Origin of the sequence: Asticcacaulis excentricus (genome assembly GCF_003966695.1) — a bacterium.
Lineage (GTDB): Bacteria > Pseudomonadota > Alphaproteobacteria > Caulobacterales > Caulobacteraceae > Asticcacaulis > Asticcacaulis excentricus_A.
In genome coordinates this window covers 1861123-1878532 of the sequence record NZ_AP018827.1, presented here as the reverse complement: position 1 = coordinate 1878532, position 17410 = coordinate 1861123, and the positions used below count along the sequence as shown (strand labels likewise).

The window sequence follows — 17410 nt, the reverse complement described above, 5'->3', positions numbered from 1 at the left end:
TTATTTCTTTTTGGGGTCAAACGGGTTAGCCCCGCCTAACCCCGGAAGGGAATTGCCGAGCCCCGGCAGGCCAGGCAGGCCATTAGGAAGACCACCAGGCATATTGGGAAGTTTGCCCGCGCCGAGCTGCTTCAGGCGCTCGAAATCGGCGCCCATATTGTCGCCGATGGCGGGGTTGTTTTCGAGCTTTTTGCCCATCTGCTGCATCTGGGCCATGTTGGGCATGTTCCCCAGCCCCAGCATCTTGGCCATATTGCCCATGCCCTTGCCGCCGTTACGGGCCATCATCTTGAAGACGTCGGCCATCTGACGGTGCTGTTTCAGAAGGCGGTTGATTTCCGCCACATCAACCCCGGCCCCGGCGGCGATACGGCGCTTGCGCGACGCATTGAGCAGGTCGGGCTTTTTGCGCTCCAGCTTGGTCATGGAGGAGATGATGGCGATCTGACGGTCAAACATCTTGTCCGAGATGTTCATCTCGTCCATCTGCTTCTTGACCTTTTGCACGCCAGGCAGCAGCCCCATAATACCGGTCATGCCGCCCATGCGCTTCATCTGACCGAGCTGATCGGCAAGGTCGTTGAGGTCGAACTGCCCCTTGGACAGTTTCTTGGCCATCTGCTCGGCCTTGGCGGCGTCCAACTCTTGCGCGGCTTTTTCGACCAGAGCCACCACGTCGCCCTGACCCAGAATACGACCGGCGATACGGCGGGCGTCGAAGACATCCAGCGCATCGACTTTTTCACCCGAACCGGTGAACTTGATTGGCAGGCCGGTCACGGCGCGCATGGACAGCATAGCCCCGCCGCGTCCGTCGCCGTCCACGCGGGTAAGGATCAGGCCTGTCAGCGGCAGACGGGCATGGAAGGCTTCGGCGGTACGCACCGCGTCCTGACCGGTCAGCGAGTCGGCCACCAGGAAGGTTTCGACCGGGTTCGAGAGGCTGGCGATCTCGGCCGCTTCGGCCATCAGGGCTTCGTCCAGCGTCGTGCGACCGGCGGTGTCGAGAATCAGGACGTCATAGCCCTGAAGCTTGGCCGATTGCAGGGCGCGGCGGGTGATTTCCACCGCGCTCTGACCGGCGATGATCGGCAGCACATCGACGCCCACCTGCTCGCCCAGCAGCTTCAACTGCTCCATGGCGGCGGGGCGGCGGGTATCGAGCGAGGCCATCATGACCTTCTTGCGCTCGAACTTCGACAGGCGCAGCGCCAGCTTGGCCGAGGTGGTGGTCTTACCCGACCCTTGCAGACCGGCCATCAGGATGACGGCGGGTGGCACGGCGGCAAGGTCGATCGGGGTCGGCTCCTCGCCGCCCAGCATGTCGATCAGGCCGTCATAGACGATCTTCACCACCTGATCGGCGGGTTTGACCGCCTTGATGATGGCTTCCCCGGCGGCCAGTTCGCGCGCCTTGGTCATGAACTGACGCACGACCGGCAGGGCAACGTCGGCGTCGAGCAGGGCGACGCGGACTTCGCGCAGGGCTTCGTCAACGTCCTTTTCCGAAAGGACGCCGCGGCCACCCAGACGGTCGAACAGACCGGATAAGCGCTCGTTCAGCGAGTCGAACATGCTTCTATTGCCCTATAAATCGGTATCGGGACCGTGCCTTTTGCAAAACAAAAAGACCCCGAGAACGCAACGCGTCGTCGGGGAGCCTCCGGTCCCCGTCCGATAGCCGTGATCGGGGTCGTGACCTGAGAGGTTTGGTGTGCAAAAGGCGTGGGTCGCCTGAATGTTGCGTTCCTATGACGGCTCAGCCCCTAAGAGTCAAGCCACCTGTTGAAATCATAGGCTTTCAGCGCCTCGGCGGACCAATTGGCGCTTAGCCGTGCAGGTGTGGCGCGAGCGGCCGCCCTTTTTGAAGCGCGGGCGACGGGATCGGACACCAGACGGCGCAGATTGTCTGCCGCTGCCTGTAAATCGGGTTCGGCCCACACCTGCGCCGGGTTGTGCGGCAAGGCGCTGTAGGGGCCGTCCGGATCATCGAGCGGCACCGGACGCGCCGGAACCGGATAGCCATTATCGTGGGTGAGGAAATCATTGCCCGTGCCTTCGGTGGCGATCACGGCGACGCCAGCGTTCATCGCCTCCAGCAGACCGAGGCCGAACCCTTCGGCCCGATGCAGGGACAGGAATATATCGACCGAGGCCATCAGCCGGTCCATGTCTTCATCGCTCAGGCGTTCGGACAACAGGCGAATATCCAGACGATTAGCGATCCGTTCGGTTAGTCGGGTCTTAGTGACGGTATCCAGAGACGAGGCTTTCAGCGTCAGGGCCGCACGAGCCGGGGGCTCCGGAAACGCCGTCAACCACGCTTCAATCGACGCCCACGGGTTCTTCCGCGCAGGCGATGAATTGACATCGAACAGGCTTAAGACCTCACAGCGATCCGGGCTCAGACCGAAACGCGCGCGGTCGGGCTGCGGCGGAGCGGAGAGCAGGGGGTGGGGCATGACGCGCAGCCGCCCGCACAGATCGTCCAGACCTTCGGCCCGCAAGGCCGCCGCCAGCGCCTCGGCCACATAGGCACTGGGTGTCCAAACCTCATGCAGCCAGCGCACCATACGCGCCCACTGCGGCGGGGCGAGCGGCGTTTCCCATGCCCAGTAACCGATACGGTAGCGGTCGCGCCATTGCGCCGGACTGTGTGTCATCAGTGCGACCAACCCCTCCGGTGCATTGGCGTGGATCAGCCAGACACCGCCCTTGCCGGGCAGAACCGACTTCTGATCGAGGATATGGCGGAAACAGGGGCGTAGGTCGTGGCGTATGACCGCGTAGTTGGCGGCTTCGAACGCTTCGGCGGTCAGGCGTCCCGCCCGGCCTATGCCCTGACTTTCATTGAAAAAACCGGAGACAACCAGAGGGCCTGACGACAGTCTGTCCGTACGCGGCCAGTGACCCATGCGCGTCAAAGCAATGGCTTCCAGACCACCGTGGATCAGGGGCAGACGATATTTGAGAGGCAGGCGGCGCAGGATTGACATGCGCTCTGCTTAACCCATGGCGGCGGCGGCTTAAAGCCCCAGCCAGCGCCGGCGCTGCTGCCAGTAGGTTTCAAACTGATCAGCGAGGCTCTGGTCGGCGAAGTTCACCACCTTGACCATGCCGGTTTCCTTGGTGTCGGAATGGATGGAGATGGAATCGGCATCCTGCAGCGAGGCGGCTTCGACAAATTTGAAAAAGGCACCAAAGAAGGCGTCCTGCTCAGAAGCGCTGGCGATGTCGAATTGCAAGCTGATCACGACTAAAATCCCTTTTTCGCAAACCGTATCTAAAAATTCGGACCTTGTGGCCGGCCCTTATAAAAACATGTGCAGCGCACAATGCGTAAATAGAAACCTAAAATACCGGGGGAGTCAAATAAGGCTGAGGTAAAAACTTGACGTGTGGCGTCAAGGCTTCATTCGGCTCACCCACGAGTCCGCTATGAAGTATGGGGGAAAAGCGCTATTGTTTTCCCTCTTTAAGCGAATTTCACCTCTCCGTGAACGGATAAACCGCCTATAGCGGAATGATGCCTTTCGAAATCATTCCGCTCAAGCCGCCATTGAGGCGGCGGCCAAGGTGGCGAAGCCACCGCCCGGCGAGGGGCTAGAGCGAAATGACTTTAAGAGGAATCGCCATTTCGCTCTAAATTTTTGTTTTGTCGCGATGTTTTTGCGGAAAACCGCTCACACTTTTCCGCACATCGCTCTAAACAACAGGTTATTCGGCGGCCTGCGCCTTGTGACCCGGTTGCAGCAGCTTTTTGATATTACGTGCCGCTTGCCGGATGCGGTGTTCGTTTTCGACCAGACCGATACGCACATAGCCTTCGCCATATTCACCGAAGCCGAGGCCCGGCGCGACGGCGACATGCGCTTCTTCGATCAGCAGCTTGGCAAATTCGATCGAGCCCAGATGCTTGAACTTATCGGGAATCTCGGCCCAGGCAAACATCGACGCCGGGGGCGGCGGGATATCCCACCCGGCGCGCTTCATGGATTCGACCAGCACGTCGCGGCGCGACTTGTAGATGTTGCGGATTTCCTCAACATTGTCCTGCGGGCCGTTGAGCGCGGCGGCGGCGGCCACCTGCATCGGCGTGAAGCCACCGTAATCGAGATAGGACTTCACACGGGCCAGTGCGGCGCAAATTTCCGAATTACCGACGACCATGCCGACGCGCCAGCCAGCCATCGCATAGGTCTTCGACAGCGAATTAATCTCCACTGAGCGCTTGATGGCCCCTTCCACCTGAAGGATGGAGGGCGGCGGGTTGTTCTCGAAATAGATTTCCGAATAGGCGATGTCAGAGAGCACGATCAGGTCGTGCTTTTCCGCGATACGGATGACTTCCTTGTAGAAATCCAGATCAACCCACTGCGCCGTCGGGTTCGACGGATAGGAGACGATCAGCACCGACGGCGTGGGTACGGAGTGCTTCACCGCGCGCTCAATGCCCGACAGATATTGCTCCGGCGACAGGGCCGGGACGTGGCGGATGACGCCACCGGCCATCAGGAAGCCGAAGGCGTGGATCGGATAGGCCGGGTTGGGGCAGATGACCGTATCGCCGGGGCCGGTAATGGCCATGGCGAGGTTGGCAAAGCCTTCCTTGGAGCCCAGTGTCGCCACGACTTCGGTATCGGGATTGAGCTTCACGCCGTAGCGGCGCTCATAATAGCCCGCCATAGCCTTGCGCAGACCCTGCACGCCCTTGGACACCGAATAGCCGTGCGTCTTGGGTTTTTTGACCGTCTCGACCAGCTTGTCCACAATATGCGGGGCTGTATCCATGTCGGGATTGCCCATACCAAAGTCGATCACGTCGGTGCCGGCTGCGCGCAGACGGGCCTTCACCTTGTTGACTTCTTCGAAGACATAAGGCGGCAGACGCCGGATACGGTAAAAATCGCGCATGATTGCACCTGAGAAAAGAACGTGACCGGAGGCGGCCTGAGAGGGGTTGATCGGGGTGAAAGACAAAAAGCCCGCAAGGTCGCAACGGACCTGCGGGCCAGACCATATGACTCATCAAACGTCGATTGTCATCCCATGAAAGGCGCTTTTTTCGGAAATTTTTGCGTTCTGTGAAAAATAATTTTGCACTTGGCGCGTGTTAAGCCTTTGGGCGTGTCAAAGGGCTCCCCGCCTTTTAACGAAACCGCTGGCGGTTTTCGGCCCATTCAGCGGGGGTCTGCCCCCAGATATCGACCGCTACATCGGCATAGGGAGGCGGCAGGCGGCCCGGCCCGCGGTTGGATGACCCCAGAGCCTGCGCCACGCGCTGAGAGCCGATATTGTCGGGCGCGATGGTGTGGATCACGTCGTCCCAGCCCAGAACCTCGAACACATAGTCGATGCAGGCGGTGGCCGCTTCGATGGCGTAGCCCTTGCCCTGTGCCGAAGACAACAGGCCCCAGCCGACTTCGCGGGCGGGCCACTGATAGGGATAGAGCGGCCCGATGCGTCCCACCCACTCACCGGTTGCCTTTTCGAGAACGCTGAACATGTGAAAGCCGTCGAGTGCCCATGCCCCCGCAATGGCGCGCGTCACCCGCCAGGTCACGGCATCCGGTGTCACGCCGCCTAAATGTGTCATGACCTTCTCATCGGACTGAAAAGCACAAAAGGCCGGAAAATCCTCAGCCACGGGGGGGCGCAGGATCAGGCGCGGCGTCTCAAGCGTCGGGCCAAGCGGCGAGGTGGTGGGCAAACGGGTCATGGTCCCGGCTTAACCTCAGCAACCGGCCCTTGCCAGTGACAAATCGGTTATCCGAATGGCAGGTAACAAAAAGGGCCTCCGAAGAGACCCTTTCTGATTTCGGAAAACCGGTTTTTCGAGGCTTAGGCCAGCGACGGGTCGATCGCCTTACAGGCTTCGATCAGGCCCTTCACGCTGTCCACCGACTTGGCGAACATGGCCTTTTCTTCGTCGTTCGTGGTGAACTCGATGACCTTTTCCGCGCCGTCCTTACCGATCAGCACCGGCACGCCGACATAGAGGTCGTTCAGGCCGTACTGACCCGTCAGGTAGGCGGCGCACGGCAGGACGCGCTTCTTGTCCTTCAGGTAGGAGGTGGCCATGGCGATGGCCGATTCCGCCGGGGCGTAGAAGGCCGAACCGGTCTTCAGCAGGGCGACGATTTCGCCGCCACCGCCACGGGTGCGCTTCACGATAGCGTCCAGCTCGTCCTGCGACAGGAAGCCGGCCTTAACGGCGTCCGGCAGGGGCAGGCCGCCAACGGTCGAGTGACGCACCATCGGGACCATGTCGTCACCGTGGCCGCCCAGCGTCCAGGCGTGGATGTCTTCGACCGAGATGCCGGTCTTTTCAGCCAGGAAGTAGGCAAAGCGCGCCGAGTCGAGCACGCCCGCCATGCCGATGACCTTCGAGGTCGGCAGGCCGGAGAACTTTTGCAGCGCCCACACCATGGCGTCGAGCGGGTTGGTGATGCAGATGACAAAGGCGTTCGGGGCGTATTGCTTGATGCCTTCGCCGACGGCCTTCATGACCTTCAGGTTGATACCCAGCAGGTCGTCGCGGCTCATGCCCGGCTTGCGCGGCACGCCGGCAGTGACGATACAGACGTCGGCACCGGCGATATCGGCATAGTCGTTGGCGCCCTTAAGCGCGACGTCCTTACCGAACACGGCCGAGGCTTCGGCGATGTCCAGAGCCTTACCCTGCGGCACACCTTCGGTGATGTCGAACAGGACGACATCGCCCAGTTCCTCACGCGCGGCGATATGGGCCAGCGTGCCCCCGATCATACCCGAACCGATCAAAGCAATTTTGGCGCGTGCCATAAGCATTCCCTTTTCCATCTGAACCCACAGGGGGTGACAAAGATTAACGGCCCTCTAAACCCGTTAACGAGGCTTCGCAAGACCATGCGCTGCAACATTATGAAATGTGATGCGCAAATCCCGCAGGGGCTATACAGAGGAGGCCTTAATATTTTGCCTTATTCGCCTGCGAAAGACCGACCAATGGCTGAGTTTACCGTTGATCCGCGCATCGAAGCCGCCTCCGTCTGGATTGGCGAGCTGAGCCTGTGTCAGGTGCGTCTGCAAAAGGACGCGCGCTTCCCGTGGCTGGTGCTTCTGCCGCGCCGGGCGGGCCTGACGGAACTGACCGAACTGAGCGAGGCCGAACACGCCCAGTTACGCGCTGATTTGCATGTGGCCGAACAGATGGTGCGCCGCGCGGCGGAGGTGATGGGGCAGCCGGTCAGCAAGCTCAACATCGCCAATCTCGGAAATATCGTCGCGCAACTGCATATCCACGTGATTGCCCGCCACCCGCAGGACGCGGCCTGGCCCGGTCCGGTCTGGGGGTTTGGCACGACGGAAGCCTTTGCCCCGGCCCAGAAGGCAGAGGTGGTAGAGGCGCTCAAATCCCTTATCCCTTATTGCGCCTGCATGACCACCGGGGTGGCCGTGCCGGCGGGGTCGATCATCTGACCACGCCAGCGACCGTCGGGCTCGCGGCGCAGGTCGAGGCGATAACGCCCGCGGGAGGAGCCCGACTGATAGTCGAGCGTCAGGCGGTCATCGGTCTGCATGGCGCTTTCGATCAGGCCGGAGCGGTTAAGACCCACCCCGCCTTGCAGGGAGCGCCACGCCCCATCCACCTGAGCGCCGCCGCCGCGCAGGGCCAGCGACACCAGCTTGTCCCCCGTGAGCGACGACACCAGCCAGTTGCCTTCCAGATCACCTGCCCGGCTCTGGCGCGCCAGCAGCCCGGAACGGATGCTGGAATCGTAACGCATCTCCGCACCGGTCTTCTGGCCTTCGTAATCGCGGGCGTAGGCATCGACCGTCACCGCGGCCAGATTGCGCGGTGCGGCAGGCGCTTCACCGGGTTGGCGCACCGCTTCGGGCACGCTCAGGGTCGGGGCATCGGCGGGGGTGGGTGAAGGGGTGACCGGCAGGGAGGCCGCCGCCACGACCTCTGCCGCCTTGTCCGGCGTCGGCGGGCTGACCGTGCGCGGTTCGACCTTTTCGGCGGTCAGGGCCGCATTGAGGTCAGCCTTGGGGGCGGGAGCGGTCTCGGGTTTTACCGTCGCCTGATAGGGGATGGGGGCCGTCGGAAGGTCCAGCTTGTCTTCGGTCTTAGGCGCAGGCTTTACGGTTTCCGACGAGGCCACAGGCGTGGGCGTTGGATTATGGGGTGCGGACTGACCGTCCACCTTGATCTTGGCACCGAACAGATCATCGACCGCCTTACCGGCGTCGGTGGTCAGCGCTGACGCGGCCTTCGTGGCCGGGGTTGTCGCAGGCCTGGGCTTTGGGGCTTGCGTCGTCTGAGCTATGGTCTTGTCCGCCGGTTTGGGGGCAGGGGTCTTGGCAACGGTTTTCGCAGGGGCGCTCAGGGTGCCGCTCGTGCGGCTGTCGTACTTGTCGCCCTTGTCCGGAATGACATAGGGCGTCCCCTTGGCCGAAGCCGTCGCGGTGACCTTTTCGTCGTCTTTGACGGTATCCGTCTTTTTGGCGGTTTTGGACGTCGTGGATTTTTTCGCTTCGGCATCGGCTGTTTGCGTCGGCTTCGATTTGCCGCTCGGCTTACCGCTCTGCGCCGTCTTTCCCTTTTTCGAGTCCGTCTCGTCCTTCTCAGCGGTCTTTGTTTTCGCTGAGGCCTTTGACTTTGCCGACGGCTTTTCGTTCTCGCTGGCCTTGGCTGTGGTCGTCTTGCTTTTGGCGCTGCCCTGCGTTTTGGACGCGTCCGCCGATTTGGCCGATTTGGGCGTCGCCTTCGTCTCGGTCTTTGTTTTCGTCTCCCCCTTGGCGGCAGCGGCGGCTTCGTCGGCGCGGGCCGTGACACGCGCCGTGGCGGCGGCTGTACCGGCCTGAGCGGACGCCACCGGCAGGGTGAGGGCCGAAGACAGAAGCAGAACCTTGAGAAGGGGATGGCGCATAGGCAAACGGGTCACGCTGAAAAACACCTGAACTACACTCTCTAACGCAGGGGAGACGGAAGTCTGTTCGCCAAAAAGGCGAAATCATCCCCCCCTTACCCAAATCTAAGCGACCAACCGAGGCCGAAATGCGGCAATATGTCACGATGGCGCGTTTGTGAACCGCTCACAATATCGCTAACGCACGATCTGATTTTCTCTTTTTCGGGCGACATACGTGTCTGAAAAGCCTTCGCGGGCGCAAAAAACACCCCCCTGACCATGCGCTATGTTGACACAGGGACGACAGGGTCTAAAAAGCCCCCGAAGACGCGGAAACTTAACCTTTTCCGTGCATCCACAAGTGGGGCCTGCGCGTACAAGCCTCGCATTGCACACACCGGGTATATCAGGGCCACGCAAGCACATGTCAAAGCCTCCGTCCACCGAAGCGGCCTATCGTCCGCTCTCTCCGCACCTTCAGGTGTGGAAATTCCACATCACCATGTTCACCTCGATCCTTCACCGGGCGACCGGCATTGCCTCGGTCGTGGGCGCGGTCATGGTCGCGGCGTGGCTTCTGGCCATCGGCCTGACGGCATCGGGCCACTGCCCTGAGGCCTACACGCTGTTCCTGTCGTTTGCGGCGTCGCCCTTCGGCCTGTTCGTGTGGTTCGGCCTGACGCTGGCGGGCTTTATCCACCTGACTGGTGGTTTGCGCCACCTGATCTGGGATATGGGTCTGGGCTTCAAGATTTCGTCGGCCAATGCGTTGGCCTGGTGGTCGCTGCTGGGCGGTATCGCCCTGACGCTGGCCTTCTGGGCCGTTCTGTTCGCTACGGGCAAGGTGGTGCTGTAATGGTTGACTCCTATCTGAAACAACGCTCGGCCAAGGACTGGAAAAAGTCCGAAAAGCACGGCGCCGGTGAATGGTTGGCGGAACGCTGGACCTCGGTCGCGCTGTTTTTCCTGACCCTGTGGGCCGCCTGGAGCGCCTTCGGTCTGGCCAATCAGGGCTATGAAGCGGCGCTGGCCTTCGTGAAGGTGCCGCTCAATGCCGGGCTACTGGCCGCAACCTTCGTGATCACCATGTGGCACACCTATATGGGCCTGAATGCCAATGTTCTGGACTACTTCCCGAACTCACGCGCGCTGCGCCTTCTCAACCTCCTCTTCTGTCTGGCTGTTCTCGCTGTGGCGCTGGGCGGCATCTATCTGGCTTTTAAGGCGTAACCCATGACCTACAAGATCATTGAACACGAATATGACGTGGTGGTCGTAGGGGCCGGTGGCGCAGGCCTTCGCGCCGCTCTGGGCTGCGGTCAGTCGGGCCTCAAGACGGCCTGTATCACCAAGGTCTTCCCGACTCGTTCGCACACGGTTGCTGCACAAGGCGGCGTCGCCGCTTCGCTCGGCAATATGGGCGAGGACAAGTGGCAGTGGCACATGTACGACACCGTCAAGGGGTCGGACTGGCTGGGCGATCAGGACGCCATCGAATACCTCGTCCGCAATGCGCCGGACGCCGTCTATGAACTGGAACACTGGGGCGTGCCCTTCTCGCGCACCGAAGACGGCAAGATCTATCAACGTCCGTTCGGCGGCATGACCAAGAATTTCGGCGAAGGCCCGGTGCAGCGTACCTGCGCCGCCGCCGACCGTACCGGTCACGCCATGCTGCACACCCTGTATGGTCAGTCTCTGAAAGAAGACGTTGAATTCTTCATCGAATATTTCGCGCTCGACCTGATCATGGATGACGGCGTTTGCCGCGGCGTCACCTGCTGGAAGCTGGACGACGGCACTATCCACGTCTTCCGCGCGCACCTCGTCATCCTCGCCACCGGCGGCTATGGCCGCGCCTACTTCTCGGCGACCTCGGCCCATACCTGCACCGGCGACGGTGGCGGCATGGTGCTGCGCGCTGGTCTGCCGCTTCAAGACCTTGAGTTCGTGCAGTTCCACCCGACCGGCATCTACGGTTCGGGCTGCCTGATCACCGAAGGCGCGCGCGGCGAAGGCGGTTACCTGACCAATTCCGCGGGCGAACGCTTCATGGAACGCTACGCCCCCTCGGCCAAGGACCTTGCCTCGCGCGACGTCGTTTCGCGCTCCATGACCATGGAAATCCGCGAAGGCCGCGGCGTCGGTCCGCATAAGGACCACATCTTCCTACACCTCGACCATCTGCCGCCCGACCTGCTGCACAAGCGCCTGCCGGGTATCTCGGAATCGGCAAAAATCTTTGCCGGTGTCGATGTGACCAAGGAGCCGATCCCGGTTATTCCGACCGTCCACTACAATATGGGCGGCATTCCGACCAACTATCACGGCGAAGTCGTGACGCTGAAAGACGGCAACCCGGACGCTGTGGTGCCCGGCCTGATGGCCGTCGGCGAAGCGGCCTGCGTCTCGGTGCACGGGGCCAACCGCCTCGGCTCCAACTCGCTGATCGACCTTGTGGTGTTTGGCCGCGCGGCGGGCAAGCGCGCACCGGAGCTGGTCAAGGCCGGTACGCCGCACAAGGACATTGGCAAGTCGGCGGTCGAAGCGCACCTGTCGCGCCTCGACAAGTTCCGTAACGCCAACGGTCAGGCCCCGACCGCCGATCTGCGCCTCAAAATGCAGCGCGCCATGCAAGAAGACGCTGCTGTATTCCGCACGGGTGAGACGCTGGAACAGGGCGTGCGTCGTCTGGACGAAATCTTCAAGGCGTCCAAGGACATCGGCATCAAGGATCGCGGCATGATCTGGAACACCGATCTGCTCGAAGCCCTGGAATACGACAACCTGATCGCTCAGGCCGTCATCACCGTCAATTCGGCCCTGAACCGTAAGGAATCGCGCGGCGCGCACGCCCGTGAAGACTATCCGAACCGTGACGATGACAACTGGATGAAGCACACCCTGATGTGGCTCGACACCGAAACGGGTCAGGTCACCACGGATTATCGTCCGGTCCACACCTATACGATGACCAACGAAATCGCCTACATCGCGCCCAAGGCGCGGGTCTATTAAGGGGAGAATGGAACATGGTTGAACTGGCTCTCCCCAAGCGCTCTCAGATCAAGAACGGCAAGCGTTATAAGGCGCCGTCGGGGTCGAAGAACGTGCGCGTGTATAAGATTTACCGCTACGATCCGGATTCGGGTGAAAACCCGCGCTGGGACAAGTATGAGGTCGATGCCAAGGCCCACGGGCCGATGGTGCTCGACGCCCTGATCCATATCAAAAACAATGTCGATTCGACACTGAGCTTCCGTCGCTCGTGCCGCGAAGGTATCTGCGGTTCGTGCGCCATGAATATCGGCGGCCGCAATACTCTGGCCTGCACCAAGGGCCATGAGGAATATAACGGCGAAATCACTATCTCGCCGTTGCCGCACATGCCGGTGGTCAAGGACCTCGTGCCGGACCTGTCGGGCTTCTATGCGCAATACGCCTCGATCGAGCCGTACCTGCAATCGACGACGCCCGACCCGGACAAGGAGCGCCTGCAAAGCCCGGCCAACCGCGACAAGCTGGATGGGCTTTACGAATGTATCCTCTGCGCCTGCTGCTCGACCTCCTGCCCCAGCTACTGGTGGAATCAGGACAAATATCTGGGCCCGGCGGCCCTGCTTCAGGCCTATCGCTGGATCGCCGACTCGCGCGACGACCACACCAAGAAGCGCCTGGAATCGCTGGAAGACCCCTTCAAGCTGTACCGCTGCCACACCATCATGAACTGTGCGCAGGTCTGCCCTAAGGGTCTGAACCCGGCTAAGGCTATCGCTGAAATCAAGAAGATGATGCCGGCGAAGGGTTAATCTCATCATGGGGGAAACAGCGTTTCCCCCATGTGCCCCCTTCCTATACCGAAAAATTTGCCGGGACTGGGCATCCCCAGACGGCTCGTCGCAAATTTTTTTTCTCTCTATTATGAGAGCTGAAGCTTTTGCTTCGGCTTGAGAAACCGCTACACTTTTTCGCACATCGCTCTGTGCTTTTGAAAATGGTCCCCATGCCCAAGATCACCTATATCGAATCCAACGGCAAAACCCACGAGATCGAGGTCAAGACTGGCAACTCGGTCATGGAAGGGGCGATCAAGCACAATATCCCAGGCATCGACGCCGATTGCGGCGGGGCCTGCGCCTGCGCCACCTGCCACGTCTATGTCGATCCGCAGTGGTTTGACAAAACCGGCGGCCCGTCGGTGATGGAAGAGTCCATGCTCGACTTCGCACAGGATGTTGAGCCGACCTCGCGCCTGTCGTGCCAGATCCGCGTCACCGAGGCCTTGGACGGCCTGATCGTGCGCCTGCCCGAAAGCCAGCACTGATTTCCCGGTCAAAATAAGATTGGCCACGAAAAACACGAAAAGACACAAAAATCAGAGCGCTTGAAGTTTAAGCGTCTCAAGGGCATGACGTGTACTCACCTTCGCGAGTGAAGTATCCTCCTCGTCCTTCTCAGCGAAGACCTTTTCGTGATTTTCGTGGCCAAATCCATGACACCAGCGCTCAAACTCTGGCTCGACGCCCTTAAGCCCAAACCGCTACCGGTTTCGGGGCTTGAGCGGATGCGCAGCGGTCTGGGGGCGTGTCTCGGGATTGGTTTCACTGCCCTGATCAGCCTGCTGATCGCCAAACCGCTGGGCCTGTCGCCGTGGCTGGTGGCTCCGCTTGGGGCTTCGGCTGTGCTGGTCTTTGCGGTGCCGGCCTCGCCTTTGGCGCAGCCGTGGTCGGTCATCGGCGGCAATACGGTGTCGGCGATCATCGGTCTGATCTGCGCCCATATGATCCCCGATCCGGTGATCGCGGCCTCATTGGCTGTGTCCCTAGCTATTCTGGCCATGTTTGCCACGCGCAGCCTGCACCCGCCCGGCGGCGCCATGGCCTTGCTGGTCGTACTCACCCACACGACCAGCCCGTGGTTCGCCCTGTTCCCCGCCTTCACCAATTCGCTGTTGTTGGTCAGCGCCGGGATTGTCTTCAACACCCTCACCCGCCGCAACTATCCGCACATCGCGGCACCGGCTCCGAAGACCGAGGACAACAGCCTCAAGCGCGTCAGCGCCGAAGACATCGCCGCCGCCTTGAGCCAGATGGACACGCTGATCGACATCGCGCCCGATGATCTGGAAAAGCTGCTGACCCTGTCCGAACGCCATGCCTATCAGCGGCTGATGGACCATATCCGGGCCAGAGACATCATGACGCCAAATCCCATTCATGTGGAATTTGGCACGCCTCTGGAAGACACCTGGGCCCTGATTCAGAAATACAGGCTGAAACTGCTGCCGGTGACGGACAAGGCTGGGCGGGTCATCGGCGTCATTACAGCGGACGATATGCTGCGTCAGGCGGGTGGCACGCCCGCCGACATGCGTGAACACCTCAAGGCCCTCGTCAAACGCACCCCGTTGCCCTATTCCTCAAAGCCGGAGGTCGCCGGGCAACTGATGTCCAGCGATTTCAAGACCGCCGACCAGGGGGCGGACGTCGCCACTCTGGTCCCCCTGTTTGCCGATACGGGCCTGCATCATCTGCTGGTACTGGACGACACCCGGCGGCTGTGCGGTATCATCAGCGCATCGGACCTGATGCGCGCCGTTTATCACGTTCAGAAAGACGCCGCCTGAAAAACGCCGTAATCTGCGCAGATATGAACATTGTTCAAATTTAACGGAGCGGATTCATGGACGACTTTCCCACCCCGACCCCTAGGCCGCAGAAGGGCCGATCCAAGGGCACAAAATTCCTTGTGGTCTGCGCGCTGGCCGTGCTGATGGCCATTCCCGCCCTGCTGGTGTTTGCGCTGTTGATGGAGCGCACCAACCGGGCCGAAGGCGTGGCGCGCGAAATCGGCGACCAGATGGGCGGCGAACAGGTCTTTCTCGGCCCGGTGATCCAGATTCCCTATGTCATCCCAACGCGCACCTCCACCGATGAAAAGGGCAATCGCGTCGTGCTGGCGCAGGAAAGCGGCAATCTGATCGTCTTCCCGCAGACGGGCAAGGCCAATGCCGCCACCAAAAGCGACGTGCGTTCGCGCTCCATCTTCCGCGTGCCGGTCTATACGGCGGACCTGAGCTTCGATGCCGTCTTCGACTTGAAAGACGTGCAGGCTTCCCGGCCCGGCGCGGTGCTGATGTGGGATAAGGCGCAACTGGTCACCGGGGCCACGGATTCCCGCGGCGCACGCAAGGACATAGTGGCGCAGATCAATGGCGCATCGGCCATGCTGGCCCCCTCCGGGCCCGGCGTCACGGGGTTCAGCCCTGACGGCACCGATTTCGACCTGTTTGCCGCCCCGCTGAGCCTGAGCGATACCGCAACGCCGCTCAATATCAAGGTGGGCATGACCTTCACCGGCACACGCAAGCTGGGCATCCTCGCCTACGGTAAGTCGTCCGAAGCCACCATTACCGGCGACTGGAAATACCCCTCCTTTGGCGGAGGCTTCCTGCCCGCGACGCGGCAAACCGATGAGGCGGCGCGCCAGGGCGGTTTCAGCGCCCAATGGTCGGTGCCGTTTATCGCACGGGGCCTGCCCGCCGTCATCGACCAGAGCCAGATGATGACGCTCGGCAAATCCGAACTGTCGGTTACCTTTGTCGAGCCAACCAACCCGTATCAGAGCGTCGGCCGCTCGCTGAAATACGCCCTGCTGTTCGTGGGTCTCGTTTTCCTGACCTACTTCCTGTTTGAAAGCACCTCGAAGAAGGAGTTGCACCCGGCGCAATATATTCTGGTTGGGCTGGCGCAGATCACCTTCTACCTGCTGCTGTTGTCCTTTGCCGAACGCATCGGTTTTGACGCGGCCTTTGTGGTGGCGGCCGGAGCGACCGTGACGCTGATCGCCGGCTATGCGGGGCTGATCTTCCATTCCCGCTGGCGCTTTATAGCGGCGTTTGCCGTGTTCAGTGCGCTCTATGCCCTGATCTATGTGCTGATGCGCATGGAAGACTACGCACTGCTGGTGGGTGCCTGCTCGGCCTTCCTCGTTATCGCTGCGGTGATGGTGCTGACGCGCAATATCAACTGGTACGGCAGCCGGGCCGAGGGGGAGTAGGGGTAGGCTTAACCGTCTTCTCCGGCCTTAGAGCGAAATGACGTTTCCATCTAACGTCATTTCGCTCTAAATTTTTGTTTTTCTGCCATTTTTTTGCTCAACCGGTACCCACTTGAGCGAAAAAACGCTCTAACGGGAGAGGGCGGTTAACGGCTACCGAAAATCGCCGTGCCGACGCGGATTTCGTTCGATCCGAAGCGCAGCGCCGTTTCGAAGTCGTCGCTCATGCCCATGCTGAGATGCCCGATGCCGTTACGCTCGGCGATCTTGCGCAAGAGGGCGAAATAGGGACCGCGCGGCCCTTCGACCGGCGGAATACACATCAGTCCGCGCGGCTCCAGCCCATAGCCACGCACCGTCGCGATAAAGGCGTCGGCCTCAGCGGGCAAAATCCCGGCCTTTTGCGCTTCTTCGCCGATATTGACCTGCACATAGATGTGCGGGGCGCGGCCCTGCTTTTGCGCCTCATCGGCGATGGCACGGGCGATTTTTTCCCGGTCAACGCTTTCGATAATATCGAAAAAAGCCACGGCATCGGCGGCCTTGTTGCTCTGAAGCGGCCCGATGAGGCACAGGGTCAGATCGGGATATTGATCCTTTACCGGCCCCCAGCGTTCCATCGCCTCCTGCACGCGGTTCTCTCCAAATCGCCGGTGGCCAGCCTCCAGCACCGGGCGTATAACCTCCCAGGGCTGGTTTTTGGACACAGCGGTCAGGCAGGCGGAATCGTCCGGCCGCCCGGTCAGTTTCAGCGTCTTGTGCAGACCTTTGACAATACGCGCGTAATTTTCCGCCGAAGGTGAAGATGACATACCGAACCCGCTACGCCTTTCTGATGAACCGGGCCAGAGACATAGCCCGCCACGCGCATATGTCCAGCGCAAACGGGCGCGACCTGCCCGCTCTGTTTTACGTCACCGATCCCAAACGCACCCCGTATCCAGAAGAGATTGTCGCGCACCTGCCGGCGGGGGCGGGCGTAATCTATCGCCATTTCGGCGACCCTCATGCCACGGCCCATGCCCGCGTCTTGCGCACCCTGTGCGATGATAATGGAGTGAAGCTCCTGATCGGACAGGATGTGACATTAGCCGAAGAGGTCGCCGCCGATGGCGTGCATCTGCCCGAACGCGCGCTGTCAAAGGCACCGGATGTGCGTGAAAGGCACAAAGACTGGCTGATCACCGGGGCCTGTCACGGCTGCGAAACGCTCGATCTGGCGGAGGTGACGGCGCTTGATGGTCTTTTTATCTCACCGATTTTCGCCAGCCAGAGTCCGTCGGCCAAGGGTGTCGCGCCTCTGGGGCTCAAAGGTATTCAGATGTTTTGCGATCTCAGCCCGGTACCGGTTCTGGGGTTAGGTGGTATTGGAGCGGACAATGCCGAACACCTGACGCACTCTGGCCTGGCCGGATTCGGCGCGGTCGAAGCGTTTCAATTGCGGAGGGCGTGAT

Annotated in this window: 17 protein-coding genes; 9 read left to right on the top strand and 8 right to left on the bottom strand. The window is 61.0% G+C overall.

What is annotated here, in order from left to right; translation table 11 throughout:
* The 6 genes from ffh to mdh all read right to left on the bottom strand — a co-directional run bounded on the left by ffh (position 1) and on the right by mdh (position 6804).
* Positions 1-1575 (bottom strand): signal recognition particle protein, encoded by a 1575-nt coding sequence (gene ffh / locus EM6_RS08775; RefSeq protein WP_126421994.1) that lies wholly within the window; start codon positions 1573-1575, stop codon positions 1-3.
* A 191-nt stretch (positions 1576-1766) separates the two neighbouring features.
* Positions 1767-2996, bottom strand: a complete 1230-nt coding sequence (locus EM6_RS08770) for a glycosyltransferase (RefSeq protein ID WP_126421992.1) — start codon at positions 2994-2996, stop codon at positions 1767-1769.
* A 30-nt stretch (positions 2997-3026) separates the two neighbouring features.
* Positions 3027-3254: a hypothetical protein gene (locus tag EM6_RS08765; RefSeq protein WP_126421990.1), complete on the bottom strand. Its 228-nt coding sequence runs from the start codon at positions 3252-3254 to the stop codon at positions 3027-3029.
* A 463-nt stretch (positions 3255-3717) separates the two neighbouring features.
* Positions 3718-4917, bottom strand: a complete 1200-nt coding sequence (locus EM6_RS08760) for an LL-diaminopimelate aminotransferase (RefSeq protein WP_126422984.1) — start codon at positions 4915-4917, stop codon at positions 3718-3720.
* Between the two features lie 232 nt (positions 4918-5149).
* On the bottom strand, positions 5150-5719 hold the full coding sequence (locus EM6_RS08755) for a GNAT family N-acetyltransferase (protein WP_126421988.1): 570 nt from the start codon (positions 5717-5719) through the stop codon (positions 5150-5152).
* Between the two features lie 122 nt (positions 5720-5841).
* Positions 5842-6804 carry a malate dehydrogenase gene (gene mdh, locus EM6_RS08750; protein ID WP_126421986.1) on the bottom strand — a complete coding sequence of 321 codons (963 nt, stop codon included), beginning with the start codon at positions 6802-6804 and terminating at the stop codon, positions 5842-5844.
* A gap of 183 nt (positions 6805-6987) precedes the next feature.
* Between mdh and EM6_RS08745 the strand changes: the two genes are divergently transcribed.
* Positions 6988-7461 (top strand): HIT domain-containing protein, encoded by a 474-nt coding sequence (locus EM6_RS08745; protein ID WP_126421984.1) that lies wholly within the window; start codon positions 6988-6990, stop codon positions 7459-7461.
* On the opposite strand, the gene EM6_RS08740 is transcribed toward EM6_RS08745, so the two are convergent.
* Positions 7407-8915: a hypothetical protein gene (locus tag EM6_RS08740; protein WP_172961169.1), complete on the bottom strand. Its 1509-nt coding sequence runs from the start codon at positions 8913-8915 to the stop codon at positions 7407-7409. The two genes, EM6_RS08745 and EM6_RS08740, sit on opposite strands and share 55 nt — an antisense overlap.
* 406 nt (positions 8916-9321) lie before the next feature.
* On the opposite strand from EM6_RS08740, the gene sdhC reads away from it, so the two are divergent.
* From sdhC to creD, 7 genes are all read left to right on the top strand, one after another.
* Positions 9322-9753: a succinate dehydrogenase, cytochrome b556 subunit gene (sdhC, locus tag EM6_RS08735; RefSeq protein ID WP_013477742.1), complete on the top strand. Its 432-nt coding sequence runs from the start codon at positions 9322-9324 to the stop codon at positions 9751-9753.
* Complete coding sequence (sdhD, locus tag EM6_RS08730; protein WP_126421980.1) at positions 9753-10127, top strand: succinate dehydrogenase, hydrophobic membrane anchor protein; 375 nt, start codon at positions 9753-9755, stop codon at positions 10125-10127. Before sdhC ends, sdhD begins: the two co-directional genes overlap by 1 nt.
* Positions 10128-10130: 3 nt before the next feature.
* Positions 10131-11915 carry a succinate dehydrogenase flavoprotein subunit gene (sdhA, locus tag EM6_RS08725; RefSeq protein WP_126421978.1) on the top strand — a complete coding sequence of 595 codons (1785 nt, stop codon included), beginning with the start codon at positions 10131-10133 and terminating at the stop codon, positions 11913-11915.
* A gap of 14 nt (positions 11916-11929) precedes the next feature.
* Entirely contained in the window at positions 11930-12706 is a 777-nt protein-coding gene (locus EM6_RS08720; RefSeq protein WP_013477745.1) for a succinate dehydrogenase iron-sulfur subunit, read from the top strand.
* 194 nt (positions 12707-12900) lie between these two features.
* The gene (locus tag EM6_RS08715; RefSeq protein ID WP_126421976.1) at positions 12901-13221 is read left to right on the top strand and encodes a 2Fe-2S iron-sulfur cluster-binding protein; all 321 of its coding nucleotides are present in this window, start codon (positions 12901-12903) and stop codon (positions 13219-13221) included.
* 147 nt (positions 13222-13368) lie between these two features.
* A complete protein-coding gene (locus tag EM6_RS08710; RefSeq protein WP_197723570.1) occupies positions 13369-14523 on the top strand; it encodes an HPP family protein in 1155 nt (384 codons plus the stop codon).
* Positions 14524-14579: 56 nt separating this feature from the next.
* Entirely contained in the window at positions 14580-15956 is a 1377-nt protein-coding gene (gene creD, locus EM6_RS08705) for a cell envelope integrity protein CreD (RefSeq protein ID WP_126421974.1), read from the top strand.
* Between the two features lie 146 nt (positions 15957-16102).
* Here creD and EM6_RS08700 read toward each other — a convergent pair whose 3' ends face one another.
* Positions 16103-16768 (bottom strand): YggS family pyridoxal phosphate-dependent enzyme, encoded by a 666-nt coding sequence (locus tag EM6_RS08700; protein ID WP_126421972.1) that lies wholly within the window; start codon positions 16766-16768, stop codon positions 16103-16105.
* Here EM6_RS08700 and EM6_RS08695 point away from each other — a divergent pair.
* Entirely contained in the window at positions 16762-17409 is a 648-nt protein-coding gene (locus EM6_RS08695) for a thiamine phosphate synthase (protein ID WP_232037032.1), read from the top strand. The genes EM6_RS08700 and EM6_RS08695 overlap by 7 nt on opposite strands.
* Position 17410: the final 1 nt, after the last annotated feature.